This window comes from Vibrio sp. AK197 (assembly GCF_053903115.1).
Genome location: NZ_CP096430.1, coordinates 952,404 through 966,655 on the forward strand (window position 1 = coordinate 952,404; position 14,252 = coordinate 966,655).

Below are 14,252 nucleotides of genomic sequence, written 5' to 3' on the forward strand. Positions count from 1 at the left end.
CTTGCAACTTTCAATAGTTCGAATAAACTACGGAAACATCGCATTGAGCGAAATCTGTAAAGGAAAAGAAAATGAGCAACATCGAAGAACGCGTAAAGAAAATCATTGTTGAACAGCTAGGTGTAGACGAAGCAGAAGTTAAAAACGAAGCTTCATTTGTTGATGATCTAGGTGCTGATTCTCTAGACACTGTTGAACTAGTAATGGCTCTAGAAGAAGAATTCGACACTGAGATTCCAGACGAAGAAGCTGAGAAAATCACTACTGTTCAAGCTGCAATTGATTACGTAAACAGCGCTCAGTAATCTCTCTCCCAGGCGGCCTTCTGGCCGCCTGTGTTTTATCTTCTCTACCTCTCATAAAACAACTTCAATTCCGGAGAATAGAATCGTGTCCAAGCGTCGTGTTGTTGTCACTGGCATGGGTATGTTGTCACCGGTAGGCAACACTGTAGAATCATCTTGGAAAGCCCTGCTAGCTGGTCAAAGTGGTATCGTGAATATCGATCATTTTGACACTACTAATTTTTCAACTCGCTTTGCAGGTTTAGTCAAAGACTTTAACTGCGAAGAGTACATGTCTAAAAAAGACGCCCGCAAGATGGATTTGTTTATCCAATACGGTATTGCGGCGGGTCTTCAAGCTCTTGATGACTCTGGCTTAGAAGTGACTGAAGAAAATGCAGCCCGCATCGGTGTTGCAATTGGTTCAGGCATTGGTGGCTTAGATCTTATCGAAAACGGTCACAAGGCATTAGTCGAGAAGGGTCCACGTAAAGTCAGCCCATTTTTCGTACCTTCAACCATCGTAAACATGGTTGCTGGTAATCTCTCTATTATGCGTGGACTTCGCGGTCCAAACATTGCTATCTCTACTGCGTGTACCACGGGTCTTCATAACATTGGTCATGCAGCGCGAATGATCGCTTACGGCGATTGTGAAGCGATGGTAGCTGGCGGTGCTGAAAAAGCATCAACGCCTCTTGGTATGGCAGGATTTGGCGCAGCGAAAGCACTATCGACTCGTAACGATGAGCCAACCAAAGCCTCTCGCCCTTGGGATAAAGACCGTGATGGTTTTGTGCTTGGTGATGGCGCTGGCGTTATCGTATTAGAAGAATACGAACATGCGAAAGCGCGTGGTGCGAAAATTTACGCTGAATTGGTTGGTTTTGGTATGTCAGGTGATGCTTATCATATGACGTCTCCAAGTGAAGACGGTTCAGGTGGAGCACTAGCGATGGAAGCGGCGATGCGTGATGCGGGCCTTTCTGGCGAACAGATCGGTTATGTCAATGCGCATGGTACATCAACGCCAGCAGGAGATGTGGCGGAAATCAAAGGCATCAAACGTGCTCTTGGTGAAGCTGGTTCGAAGCAGGTATTGGTGTCTTCAACAAAATCAATGACGGGCCACCTATTGGGTGCGGCAGGTTCTGTTGAATCGATCATCACGATTATGTCTCTGGTTGATCAAGTGGTTCCACCAACCATCAACTTAGATAACCCAGAAGAAGGGTTAGAGATTGACTTAGTGCCAAATCAAGCACGTAAGGTAGAAGGCATGGAGTACGCTCTATGTAACTCTTTCGGCTTTGGCGGCACCAACGGTTCATTGATCTTTAAAAAGATTTAACCGGGTCATCGAGTTTGTATGTTAAAAACGGCTTAGTGCTTCACTGCATTGAGCCGTTTTTTTATCGAAAGGAGTCAGTAGTGTTTTGGGTTAATGGTGTTGAAAGCGATTTAGTGGCGAGAACTGACCGTTCATTTCAATACGGTGATGGGTGCTTTACCACAATTCTGATGCGTGATGGCAAGCCTGAGTTTTGGCAGCATCATGTGGAACGCATGGATCGCAGCCTCAATCAATTATCGATTCCCTCACCAAACTGGACTCAAGTGGCCGATTGGGTTCGTATGGCAGCAATGCCTGAATCTGTCGCAGGGATCAAAATTCATATTAGTCGAGGTGAGGGTGGAAGAGGCTATAGCCCTACTCAAGTTCACTCTCCTAGTGTTACAATCAGCGCTTTTGCATTTCCGGATCATTATAAAGTATTACGTCATCAGGGTATGCATCTTGGCGTTTGTCGCCAGCGACTTGGGCTCAACCCAATGCTTGCTGGGCTAAAACACAATAATCGCTTGGAACAGGTTCTTCTCAAGGGAGAAATTGACCAGCAAGGGCTTGTGGACGGCGTTGCTCTCGATATAGAAGGGTATGTGGTTGAAACCACGATGGCCAACTTGTTTTGGCGCCACGCGGATAAATGGTTCACCCCAGCTTTGGATTTTGCCGGTGTTGCTGGTGTAATGAGGCGTAATGTGCTCGATCAATTGAGAGCAGAACAACAATGCGTGGAACAGGGCCGATACCCACTCTCTCACCTTGAGCAAAGTGATGAGATCTTTATGACGAATGCGATCTTAGGTATTGCCCCCGTGCTTTCTTTGGGAGAGATACACTATACCGCCGGAAATCAAACTAGACGTCTTCAGGAGCATTTTAAGTCGTGCTAAAAAAGCTATTTATAATTGGGTTGGCTACTCTCATTCTAGTCATTGGCGCTTATGTTTACGTTACCCAAAAAGTAACGCAATACGTTTCACAGCCTGTTCAAGTTCAACAGCCACAACTGTTTACTGTAAAGCAAGGAACGAGCTTAAATTTGGTGCTCAATCAACTTGAAAATAGTCAACTTATTGAGCATCAGTTTTACGCCAAGCTGTTACGCTTTCAATATCCGCAGCTAACCGCAATTAAAGCGGGTACTTATCAGTTAAAGCCTAGTATGGATCTTCAGCAGGCACTTGAACTGTTTATTTCAGGAAAAGAGCATCAGTTCGCGATCACCTTTGTTGAAGGTAGCCAGTTTAAAGAATGGCAACAGGGGCTAGAGTCTGCGGAGCATCTAAAACACGTGACGGATGGCATGTCTCAGCAAGAGATAGCCAAGGCGCTCGGCATCGAGCACGGGAATCTTGAAGGTTTATTTTTAGCCGAAACGTATCACTACACCGTTGGAACATCGGATCTGGATATTCTTAAACGTGCGCACCAAAAATTGCAAACTATCTTAGATAGTTCTTGGCAGAGCAAGCAACAGGATTTACCGTTAGAATCGCCATACGAGGCATTGATTCTCGCATCAATCATTGAAAAAGAAACGGCGATTGAATCTGAGCGCCACCGTGTTGCCTCCGTGTTTATTAATCGTTTGAAACGTAGAATGCGCTTGCAAACAGACCCAACGGTGATTTACGGGATGGGCGATAAATACACAGGCAATATTCGAAAAAAAGATTTACGGACACCGACGCCATATAACACCTATGTGATTTCTGGTTTACCGCCGACGCCAATTGCGATGCCAGGAAAAGCATCAATAGAAGCTGCGTTGAACCCAGAGCAGAGCGACTATCTGTATTTTGTCGCTAGCGGTAATGGAGGGCATGTTTTTTCCAAAACACTGACCCAGCACAACCGAGCAGTTCGTGCTTATCTGAAAGTATTAAGAAGTCAAAAATGAAATCAGCAAAGTTTATCGTTGTAGAAGGCTTAGAAGGCGCAGGCAAAAGCACTGCGATTGAAGCTATCGTAGCAACCCTAAAACAACACAAGATTGAAAATATCACTAATACCCGTGAACCTGGCGGCACCGTGCTGGCTGAAAAGATGCGTGCATTAGTGAAAGAAGAGCATGCCGGAGAAGCATTGCAGGATATGAGCGAGTTGCTACTGATGTATGCAGCGCGCGTGCAATTGGTCGAAACAGTGATTAAGCCAGCGCTGGCAAGTGGAACTTGGGTAGTGGGAGATCGCCACGATATGTCATCTCAAGCCTATCAGGGGGGCGGTCGGCAGATTTCACCACAAACCATGCAAGCACTTAAAAACACCATTCTCGGTGAGTTTAAGCCTGACTTTACATTGTATCTCGATATTGACCCTCGTATTGGGCTTGAGCGAGCGCGTGGACGCGGAGAACTCGATCGTATCGAGAAAATGGATATCAGCTTTTTTGAACGTACTCGAACACGTTATTTGGAGCTTGCAGAGCAAGATAGCAGTGTTGTCGTAGTGAATGCTGGGTTGTCGATTGGCGAAGTGACAGAGCAGATTCACAACGCGTTGAACAATTGGTTGGAGCAACTCTAACATGGAGATGTGGTACCCTTGGCTCGATCCTGTTTGGCATCAGTGGCAAAAAAACTTGGAGTCTGGACGTTTTTCCAATGCCAGTTTATTGATCGCAGAATCCGGTATGGGCGCAGAGTGGGTCATCGAGCGCGTCAGCCAAGCGTTGATGTGCAGCAACTATAATTCCGAGCCATGCGGGTTTTGCCACAGTTGCCAATTGATGAAGTCCAATACTCATCCAGATTTTCATCGTATCGAGCCAGAAAAAGAAGGGAAATCAATTTCTGTCGACCAAATTCGCCAATGTAACCGCTTTGCTCAAGAGTCATCGCAACTTTCCGGGACTCGGGTGATCGTCATTTCTCCCGCCGACGCGATGAATGAATCGGCGGCCAACGCATTACTAAAAACCTTAGAAACGCCCAGCGAGCATTGTGTGTTCTTACTGTTGGCACATCAGTCACAGCGTTTATTGCCAACAATCATCAGTCGATGTCAACAATGGCATATTGCGCCTCCTTCTGCCAATGAGCTCGGAGGATGGTTATCAGCAACATTAGGGCATACGGTTGGCGAACATGTGCCGCATATTAATGGCTTATCCCCGTTAAAAACTCGGCAATTTATCGAGCAAAAACGCGAGAGTGAGTATCAGGCAATCTGCGCAATGCTGATAAATCTAGTGGCAGGAGATTCTTCACAACTCATTGAATTGGCGAAAAAAATTTCCTCTGAGGGGACAGAAAGCTTAGCATGGCTTTGGTACTTATTAGTCGACGCGCAAAAAGTCCTGTTTTCTATTCATGAAGCGCATTGTTCACCGCAAGCTTCTGAATTGGCAAATCAAGCCTCTTATGATCTGCTCTATACTCAAAGCAAAGCACTAGAAGCGTTGATAAAACAACTCAATATACATACAGGGCTGAATAAGGAGCTGATGATTATCAATTGGTTAACAAAATTTGAAGGGGAAGCATGTTTGTAGATTCACACTGCCATCTTGATAAGCTCGACTATCAAGATATCCATAATGATATAGCCGATGTCGTGGCGAAAGCGAAAGCGGCGAATGTCACGGAACTTTTATCTGTGGGCGTGACGTTAGATAGTTTTCCCAGCATGTTGGCGATGATCGAGCCATTTGATAACATTTATGCCTCGTGTGGCGTGCATCCTCTTGATGTTAAAAGTGATTTTGCGCTTGATACACTGCATCAGTATGCCAAACATCCACGCGTGGTGGCAATTGGTGAGACGGGGTTAGATTATCATTACGAACCAGAAACAGCTGATTTACAGAAGCTACGTTTTCAGCAACAAGTGGAACTCGCCGTCGAGCTTAATAAGCCATTGATCATTCACACACGAAATGCGCGTCAGGATACGTTGGATATCCTCAAGCAAGGTGGCGCAGAGAAGTGTGGCGGGGTTATTCACTGTTTTACCGAGGATCTTGCCTTTGCTAAGGCTGCGATGGAGCTTGGTTTTTATATTTCTATATCTGGCATCGTCACGTTTAAGCAGGCGACGGAGCTAAAAGATGTGGTGAAATCTCTGCCGTTAGATCGCTTACTCATTGAAACGGATTCACCCTATTTGGCACCGGTGCCTCATCGTGGAAAACAGAATCAACCGGCCTATGTTGTCGAGGTTGCTGCTTATATTGCTCAGTTGAAATCGGTTTCTATGAATGAAGTTGCTGAAAAGACGACACAAAACTTCAGAAATCTTTTTTTACGGTAAAAAATAAATTAAGCACAAAAAGGAGACAATTCGTCTCCTTTTTTTAATTTCCATGAACTTAAGCACATTGTTTGTTCAAGTGGTAGGGCGGTTTTGGTATCAGTGGCTAAAATTAGCACAAATGATAATTTTGTTAAAAAAATAACAAAGTCGTCTATTTTGTTTACCCATCGAAATTAATCGATGAAGATAAAAAATCTTTTAAAAACAATAGACTGTATTGTTGAAATCCATTTCACAATCGCTGAGGGACTGTGATCTGTCACTTAGTTTGAAACTTATTTTTCTAAGTCGCTAGAAAGTTTGTCGAGCATCAAGATATATTTAGAGCCGGAAAATATACTCTTACAAGTAGTTACATTTTCTGTGGGTGCTAACCTAAAGGCCATGGGGGTGTGCCGTTAGTTACCCATACAATTCTAATAACTTTATCAGGAGCATAAATCTATGAAAGGTTTCTTTAGTAAACTTTCACAATCTATCATGCTACCGATAGCTCTGTTGCCAGCTGCCGGTATTATGCTAGGTATCGGGGGTAGTTTTACTAACCCCGCAATGATCGAAGCGTACAATGTTGGTGTGCTACAAGATGGTACAGCGCTAAATAGCTTCCTACAAATTATGACTGCCGCTGGTGGTATCGTATTCGCTAACCTTCCTGTTATGTTCGCATTGGCGATTGCAGTTGGTTTTGCTCGTGCGGAAAAAGGTGCTGCTGCTCTGGCTGCGCTAATTTCTTACCTAGTAATGAACGTTGCGATTGCTAAGACACTGGTTGTTGGTGGCATGATTGATGCCGATACAAACACTGTTGTGCTCATGGGCAGCCACTACTCAGGTATCCTGTCTTCTGCTCTAGGTATCGATAACACACTAAGTATGGGTGTATTTGGTGGCCTAATTGCTGGTGCAATCACTGTTATCCTTCACAACAAATACCATGATGCAAAACTACCTGACTACCTAGGTTTCTTTGGTGGTTCTCGTTTCGTTCCAATCATCAGCGCATTTGCAGCATTGTTCTACGGCATCGTTCTAACCTTTATCTGGCCTTTCTTTGGTGCTGCATTTGGCGCAATCGGTATGGCTCTAGGTGAACTACGTGCTTCTGGCCTAGGCTACATTGCTTCATTTATTTTTGGTATTATTGAACGTTCATTGATTCCTGTAGGTCTTCACCACGTGTTCTACTTGCCACTATGGCAAACAGAGATCGGTGGTACTGCTGAGATCGCAGGTGAAGTTGTGAAAGGAACTCAAAACATCTTCTTCGCTTCTCTAGCGACAGGTGATTTCTCACAATTTACTGCAACTAACTTTATGACTGGTAAGTTCCCATTCATGATGTTCGGTCTACCAGCTGCCGCTTACGCAATGTACTCTCTAGCTGACACTGAAAACAAAAAAGCCGCTGGTGGTCTATTGTTCTCAGTTGCGCTAACTGCGTTCCTAACCGGTATCACTGAACCAATTGAGTTCACCTTCCTATTCTTGTCTCCAGCACTTTACTACGCACTACACGTGCCTCTAGCAGGTCTATCATTCTTGCTGATGGACGTACTGGGTGTAAAAGTGGGTATGACATTCAGTGGCGGCTTCATCGACTTTAGCTTGTTTGGTGTGCTACCAGGTGTGACCGGTGCAAATAACCACTGGTACTTTATCCCACTTGTTGGTATCGCATACGCATTTATTTACTTCTTCCTATTCCGTTGGTACATCCTGAAATTTGATGTTAAGACTCCAGGTCGTAAAGGCAGTGCTGTAGCGGTTGTATCTAAACAAGATTACCGTAATGCTAAATCTGGTTCAGCGGGTGGTGATGACTCTAAAGCCGTTGCTATGATCGAAGCACTCGGTGGCGAAGAGAACATCGTTGACGTTGACGCATGTATTACACGTCTACGTATCACTGTAAAAGACGGTAACCTAGTTAAGGACAACGATTACTGGACTCAAGAGCTAGGTGCTCGTGGTCTTGTGAAAGTGGGTGACACTGGTATCCAAGCTATCTACGGTGCTGAAGCTGCAGGCTACAAAGCTCAGATTAACTCTAAACTTGGTAAGTAATGAGTATCGGAGAAAAATTTAAACGTACAGGAGCATTTGTTATCGACTTATCGATAGCCAAAATGTTTACCCAAGTGCTGGTCGGCGCCGTGATGGCTATCATGAGCGTCGGCGTTAAAAGTGGGGGCTTAGTTGAATCCCTCAATTTAAACGACCCAGCGGCGCTGCCATTACTTTTAGCGCTATACGTTTTTATTTTGATGCTCTTTATTGGCATTTATGTTGGTTATCATTGGGTGTGTTATCGATTCCTTAGCAACTCTTTAGCGCGTTATTTCTTACGTTTAAAAGTCGTGGCTCTAGAAGACGAAACCCAACCCGTAACGATCAATACCTATTTAACACGAGAGTTCTACAAAATTTGTTTGAGCATTTGTACTTTAGGTATTTATCCCGCGTATAGCGCAGCGCAGTACTACACATTTTCTCGTTTGCCATACCATGACAAGAAAATGCAAGCGACAGTAACGCTAAACTAAACGCTCGAGAAACCAGCACTAAATGAATAAAAGCCGACGTAATAATACGTCGGCTTTTTTATGTCTGGTGATTTCATGATGTTTTTATCGGTTACTTACATAAGACTGACATTAATCGCGTCAATGAGTTTTAGAGTTTAGTGGTTTCGATTATTGAGTAATAAAAAAGGTAAGGAGCAAAATGAGAAGTTTAAAAAGTGCAGGGATTTTATTCGCATGCTTTAGTTCATTCTCTGTGGCGACCCAAGCGCAGACTCAAGATTCATCACTTGCTGTGGGCCTCGCTGTAGATCAGCAGCTAAGCGCGGTTGTAGAGCTCAATAGAACCATGCGGTTCATTGTGGGTAATGACGGTGTCGCTTTTGACTATCTCTTCGCTCAAGGCGATTTAGACACTCAATACCCACTGACCTGGTATGTGGGTGGTGGTGCTTGGGCTGAATGGGATGATGACTTCGGTGCTCGTCTTCCTATCGGCATCAACTGGAGCTTACCGCATAACTGGGAAGTGTACGGTCAAGTGCAGCCTGAGTTGGACCTACATAGTGATGTCGAACTGCAAATTGGCGCTGCTGCGGGTATCAAGTATCGCTTCTAATTTTCTTTTCACTATTTTTTATTCAAATAAAAAGCCGACCTTTAAGGTCGGCTTTTTGCTAGGTAATGATAAGCCTTGTATTACTTTTTCATTGCACGGCGAATACAAACTGCAGCGCCGCCCCAAGTAATACCAAGTCCGATAATCATCATAATGATTGCGCTTGTTGTCATCGTTAGTACTCCTTACGACTCGTTACATTGACTAGAACACTACCGACGAACAAGATAGCGATGATGGCCCAACCGAGGGTAAGGTCATAGCCACCGTAGCCTTCAGTAAGCAGAGTATGGACTTTAGTCGATAGAATCACAGCAAGAATGATTGGTGTTACCACAAGAAGGCATACATCAAACCAGTAGCTCACACGAAAGTCTGAAATCGCGTTTACGTATTCACGGACTTCAGGGATTTTACGCAGTAGCCATGCCATAAGTAGAATTTCAATCAATCCGCCAGCCACGATGCCAATGTTATTTGCAAAGTGGTCAACAAGGTCGAGCAGCAATAATCCGCCGTTAGTGGCAAACGCCATGGAAATAACAAAGCCAACACCAATCACGATATTCGCGGCTTTCTTACGGCTCCACTTTGTCTTATCGATGACTGCCGATGTGACCGCTTCCATAATAGAAATATGGGAGCTCAAACCCGCAACGACAAGTGCAAAGAAGAACAGTGGACCAAGGATGTACGGCGCAGGTAGCAAGTTGATTGCTGCAGGTAGCGTAACGAAGGCCAAGCCAACACCAGCAGAAACGACGTCTGTCAGTTCTTTACCTTGTTCTTGAGCCATATAACCCAAGACAGAGAAGATCATAATGCCTGAAAGGATAGAGAAACCACAGTTTAGCAACACGGTCATAAATGCGTTGTTGGTGATGTCTGATTTCTCTGGCAAGTAGCTTGAGTATGCGAGCATGATGGCAAAGCCAATACTCAGGGTGAAGAAAATTTGCCCATAAGCTGCAGCCCACACTTTAACGTCCCAGATTTTGCTGAAATCAGGTTCGAACATGTAGTTGACGCCATCCAATGCTCCTGGCAAAAAGGCCATGCGTGCAATCAGCAGGATTACCATAACAAATAGCACAGGCATCATGACTTTTGAGGCACGCTCAATGCCTGCTTTTACACCACCAACGATCGCAAGATAGGTGATCGCCCAAGCAATCAACATGGTGCCGGCAATTTTCCATTGAATGTCACCAAGGTTGGTTGGTGAGTTATCACCGAGTTTTAAATACTCGCTAAAGAAGAATCCGTTAGTATCGGTTCCCCAATCTTGAGTAAATGACATCGAAAAATACGAAATTGCCCAGCCGATAACAGCAACATAGTAGACGGCAATAATCGCAGCAATGCCAACCTGGAACCAGCCAAGCCATTCAAATTTTTGGTGGATTCGACTAAGAGTTTTTGGTGCTGAGCCACGGTACTTTTGGCCCATGCTAAACTCAAGAATCATAAAAGGTATGCCGGCTGTGATCATGGCAAATAGATAAGGGATGAAGAACGCTCCGCCCCCATTTTCATAGGCCATATATGGGAAACGCCAAATGTTTCCTAAACCAATTGCAGATCCTACGGCAGCTAGGATAAATCCAGCACGGGATCCCCATTGTTCTCGCTTCATTGTTAACTCCTTACAACTCCCTGAGGTATGAAGCTTCTTTAATCATCGTGACCTTTAATGCTCGCTAAGATCCATCAATTTCTTAGCTTAGCTAGATAGCACCCAAGTGCTATATCTTCTAATTAATGAGCAGTATGTGGTTTATTATTTTGATTGATTAATGAAAACTCAGAATTTTATTCTTAATTGTGCAATGTGTGTCTGCGAATACTGAAATATTCAGCTACGCATAAGCGGGAAGACTACCGATTAATCACTTTGAAAGCAATAGAATCTAAAATGGATAACATCATGACTTTGAAGGGTAGTGTGTTGATTTTTAGCCGTCATATGGATAATTGAACTGATATTTTTGATGTTTGTAGTTTATGGTTTTATCTATTCTTTTATTACTAGAGATATATTTATTAGATAAAAGTAAGAGACAAACACTGATTAATCTCTGCATACTAGTATATTGAAATGTAAAGTTGTTTATTTTTCAAACATTTCATTCTGTAAAATGACAGGCGGATTATTAGTTCTTTCGTTTCATACTAGGTGCTTGAAGTTCATTATTTATCCTCATAATCTGTGATGATTACTCCAGACTTATACGGGTAATCAAAGTATAAATTGAACAATGTTTTCGAGTCTGTTATTACTTTGTTACATCTGATTGGAGGTATTTATGCAAAATAATCTAAAGTTTGCTTTAGCAATCGTCGCCGTTGCCTATCTGGTTATTTTTGGTTTTGGTTTAACTGCCATCGGCTCCTAAGCATGGTGGTAGCAAAATGAACAATAGTGGTGTTATTACTCACACTGCTACCACGTTAGATATCGACAAATTTCAAAAATACACTGGTGGAAAAAATGCTTTAGTCGCTCAAGGTGGCGGCCAGCGTGGTATTTTTACTGCCGGTGTGCTGGATGCTTTTCTTCTTTCTAACTTTGACCCCTTTGACGAGTTTTATGGCACTTCCGCTGGTGCTCTTAACCTCTGTGCATTTCTTTGTCGTCAAAGTGGGTTAGCTCGCTCTTTTATCACTGAATTGACCACTGACCCTCAGTTTTTTCATCTGTTCAGTTATATCCGTCGAAAGCAGTACCTCGATTTAGATTGGGCCTTGAATAAGATTTGTGAGTATCCCTATAAACTCGATATTGATATGGGACGCCGTGTACTTGGAAAGCGTCGTGCAATGGCGGCTGTGACGGACAGTGCGACAATGCTTGATGCGTATTTGCCGATGCTCGGTGACAATTGGTTTAAAGCATTAATTGCATCTTGTGCTATTCCTCGCTTGTATCATCAACCGGTGGAGGTTGACGGTAAGCTGTATGTGGATGGCGGCGTTTCAGCGTCGATTCCCGTTCAAGAGGCTTGGCGACAAAACGCCCGTTTAATCGTTGCGATACGTACTGAAAGTGAAACGCTGGGGCAAGAGAAGCAACTTGCTTCATTAGAAACGACCGAAGTCGAGCGTTTTCGAGAACTTGAATGGTTTAGAGAATCCTTTTCTTCTATTCAAGGGCATTGGCAGCAGCGCTTTAGTAAGTGGAAATCAGATTGGAATAACTTTTTCTTTCAGCAAATTGAGCGTTCAAAAGAGCAGAAGAAGAGCCAAGGTTTGATTGAACCTATGAATGGTGGCCGATGGTTATTTGGCGCTGATGATATCTATCGAATGAGCCATCTACTTGGCGATAAGTTTGATGCCGGGCTCGCAGATATGTTGATGGTTCATTATCAAACCTATTCGCTTACTGAAGAATTTTTACGTGAGCCACCAGACGATTGTTTTATCGTGCAAATTCGCCCAGCAGAGCCACTAAAATCAACGTCACTGTTGAGTAAGCCTGATGATTTAATCCATGATTATGAATTAGGCTTAAACGCGGGATACCAATTTGTGGATACGTATTTAAGTGTGAAATCATAATCTCAGTCCATGTCAAAAAAGGCCACTTATGTGGCCTTTTTTATCGTCAGAACTAAATGTCACTACCGCCTCCAACCGGTAAAATACGCATGCAATTGGTACTACCTTCGACATCCATGATATCGCCTTGGGTGATGATCACCATATCGCCATATTGCAGCAGCTTCAGCTTCTCTAAGGTATTTATCGCCGCATTAGCGACTTCAATACCATTTTCGTTTTTACTATCGAAGAAAATAGGCGTCACGCCACGATATAGAGCGCAGCGATTGAGCGCCGTGTCATTCTTGGAGAGTGCGAAAATCGGTAAAAATGAATTCAAGCGCGAGGTCATTACTGCTGTGCGTCCTGATTCGGTGAGGTTGATGATCGCCTTTATGCCTTCCATGTGGTTTGCGGCATAAATGGTGGCCATCGAGGTTGTCTCTTCTGCGGTCGCAAATATGGTATTAATACGATAGGTCTGTTGATCATACTCCATGGTTTTTTCTGCGCCGACACATACGTCGGCCATGTAACGCACGGTCTCAACGGGGTATTTACCCGCGGCAGTTTCTCCAGAGAGCATAACGGCGTCAGTGCCATCGAGTACGGCGTTTGCCACGTCCATTACTTCAGCGCGAGTAGGCATCGGATTTTCCATCATGGATTCCATCATTTGCGTCGCCGTGATAACGATGCGGTTGAGCTCTTTTGAACGACGGATAAGCTTTTTCTGGACACCAATTAATTCTGGGTCGCCAATTTCAACCCCTAAGTCACCACGTGCCACCATGATCGCATCAGACGCGCGAATGATATCGTCGATATTTTCTTGATTGGCGACGGTTTCGGCTCGTTCAACTTTAGCGACCAATTTGGTGTCGAGCCCGGCGTCTCGTGCTAATCGACGAGCATAGAGCATGTCAGCGCCATTACGAGGAAATGAGACGGCAAGATATTCGACTTTGAGCTCGGCAGCGAGCAGAATATCGCTTTTGTCTTTTTCTGTTAACGCATCCGCTGAAAGGCCGCCGCCTTTCTTGTTGATGCCTTTGTTGTTTGACAGATACCCGCCAACCATCACATGGGTATGAACTTTACATCCGTCGACTTGAGTGACTTTAAGCTGCACTCGTCCATCATCAAGCAGTAAGATGTCGCCTGCACTCACGTCATTGGGCAAGTTTTTATAATCAAGGCCAACCGCTTCTTGGTGTCCATCTCCGGGAGGTAATTCGCTATCTAGCGTAAATTTGTCGCCAACGCCCAGAAGGATTTTGCCATCGCAAAAGGTTGAGATGCGAATTTTCGGGCCTTGAAGATCGCCAAGAATAGCGACATGAGTGCCAAGGCGCGCTGCGATGTTTCTGACTTGAATAACGCGCTGTCGGTGGTCATCGGCGCTGCCGTGAGAGAAGTTCATTCTCACTACATTGGCGCCGGCGACAATCATCGACTCCAATATCCCTTCGCCGTCTGTTGAGGGGCCAAGGGTTGTGACTATCTTGGTTTTTCTTAAAGCAGAAATCATAGCAAGATCCTTGTTAGAAATGTTTAGTAAGTATATGCACTCAGGATGAAATTGCTGCAGCCTAACGTATAAACTTCAGAGCCGTATCAAGAAAAATGGAATTCTATTTCAATATTACTATCTTGTTGTTTTTTGCCGAGATTTG

General features: G+C 44.2%; 15 protein-coding genes. 12 read left to right on the top strand and 3 right to left on the bottom strand.

All coding sequences use genetic code 11. From position 1 onward, the window contains the following. Window positions 1-71 precede the first annotated feature (71 nt). The 10 genes from acpP (at window position 72) to M1D72_RS11720 (ending at window position 9,033) form a co-directional block, all read left to right on the top strand. The gene (gene acpP / locus M1D72_RS11675; RefSeq protein ID WP_004406112.1) at window positions 72-305 is read left to right on the top strand and encodes an acyl carrier protein; all 234 of its coding nucleotides are present in this window, start codon (window positions 72-74) and stop codon (window positions 303-305) included. Window positions 306-390: 85 nt separating this feature from the next. Then, entirely contained in the window at window positions 391-1,635 is a 1,245-nt protein-coding gene (gene fabF, locus M1D72_RS11680; RefSeq protein ID WP_456296972.1) for a beta-ketoacyl-ACP synthase II, read from the top strand. 80 nt (window positions 1,636-1,715) lie between these two features. Beyond that, window positions 1,716-2,522, top strand: coding sequence for an aminodeoxychorismate lyase (pabC, locus tag M1D72_RS11685; protein ID WP_456296973.1), 807 nt, complete (start codon window positions 1,716-1,718; stop codon window positions 2,520-2,522). Further along, a complete protein-coding gene (gene mltG / locus M1D72_RS11690) occupies window positions 2,516-3,532 on the top strand; it encodes an endolytic transglycosylase MltG (RefSeq protein WP_456296974.1) in 1,017 nt (338 codons plus the stop codon). Before pabC ends, mltG begins: the two co-directional genes overlap by 7 nt. Then, on the top strand, window positions 3,529-4,161 hold the full coding sequence (gene tmk / locus M1D72_RS11695) for a dTMP kinase (protein WP_390190820.1): 633 nt from the start codon (window positions 3,529-3,531) through the stop codon (window positions 4,159-4,161). Before mltG ends, tmk begins: the two co-directional genes overlap by 4 nt. A gap of 1 nt (window position 4,162) precedes the next feature. After that, window positions 4,163-5,128 (top strand): DNA polymerase III subunit delta', encoded by a 966-nt coding sequence (gene holB, locus M1D72_RS11700; protein WP_456296975.1) that lies wholly within the window; start codon window positions 4,163-4,165, stop codon window positions 5,126-5,128. After that, window positions 5,119-5,886, top strand: a complete 768-nt coding sequence (locus M1D72_RS11705) for a TatD family hydrolase (RefSeq protein ID WP_390190813.1) — start codon at window positions 5,119-5,121, stop codon at window positions 5,884-5,886. Before holB ends, M1D72_RS11705 begins: the two co-directional genes overlap by 10 nt. Before the next feature lie 447 nt (window positions 5,887-6,333). Beyond that, window positions 6,334-7,956: a PTS transporter subunit EIIC gene (locus M1D72_RS11710; protein ID WP_390190811.1), complete on the top strand. Its 1,623-nt coding sequence runs from the start codon at window positions 6,334-6,336 to the stop codon at window positions 7,954-7,956. Continuing rightward, complete coding sequence (locus M1D72_RS11715; protein ID WP_456296976.1) at window positions 7,956-8,435, top strand: RDD family protein; 480 nt, start codon at window positions 7,956-7,958, stop codon at window positions 8,433-8,435. The genes M1D72_RS11710 and M1D72_RS11715 overlap by 1 nt, the downstream gene beginning before the upstream one ends. 181 nt (window positions 8,436-8,616) lie before the next feature. Then, window positions 8,617-9,033 carry a hypothetical protein gene (locus M1D72_RS11720; protein WP_390190807.1) on the top strand — a complete coding sequence of 139 codons (417 nt, stop codon included), beginning with the start codon at window positions 8,617-8,619 and terminating at the stop codon, window positions 9,031-9,033. A gap of 80 nt (window positions 9,034-9,113) precedes the next feature. Here the strand turns inward: M1D72_RS11720 and M1D72_RS11725 are convergent, their stop codons facing one another. Together M1D72_RS11725 and M1D72_RS11730 are read right to left on the bottom strand one after the other, a co-directional pair. After that, window positions 9,114-9,206: a MetS family NSS transporter small subunit gene (locus tag M1D72_RS11725; protein WP_390190804.1), complete on the bottom strand. Its 93-nt coding sequence runs from the start codon at window positions 9,204-9,206 to the stop codon at window positions 9,114-9,116. 2 nt (window positions 9,207-9,208) lie between these two features. Continuing rightward, window positions 9,209-10,669 (bottom strand): sodium-dependent transporter, encoded by a 1,461-nt coding sequence (locus M1D72_RS11730; RefSeq protein ID WP_390190802.1) that lies wholly within the window; start codon window positions 10,667-10,669, stop codon window positions 9,209-9,211. A 670-nt stretch (window positions 10,670-11,339) separates the two neighbouring features. Here M1D72_RS11730 and cydH point away from each other — a divergent pair. Together cydH and M1D72_RS11740 are read left to right on the top strand one after the other, a co-directional pair. Beyond that, entirely contained in the window at window positions 11,340-11,429 is a 90-nt protein-coding gene (cydH, locus tag M1D72_RS11735; RefSeq protein ID WP_390190800.1) for a cytochrome bd-I oxidase subunit CydH, read from the top strand. A 16-nt stretch (window positions 11,430-11,445) separates the two neighbouring features. Beyond that, window positions 11,446-12,594 carry a patatin-like phospholipase family protein gene (locus M1D72_RS11740; protein WP_456296977.1) on the top strand — a complete coding sequence of 383 codons (1,149 nt, stop codon included), beginning with the start codon at window positions 11,446-11,448 and terminating at the stop codon, window positions 12,592-12,594. 52 nt (window positions 12,595-12,646) lie between these two features. Here the strand turns inward: M1D72_RS11740 and pyk are convergent, their stop codons facing one another. Next, the gene (gene pyk, locus M1D72_RS11745) at window positions 12,647-14,107 is read right to left on the bottom strand and encodes a pyruvate kinase (RefSeq protein WP_456296978.1); all 1,461 of its coding nucleotides are present in this window, start codon (window positions 14,105-14,107) and stop codon (window positions 12,647-12,649) included. Between the last annotated feature and the right edge of the window lie 145 nt (window positions 14,108-14,252).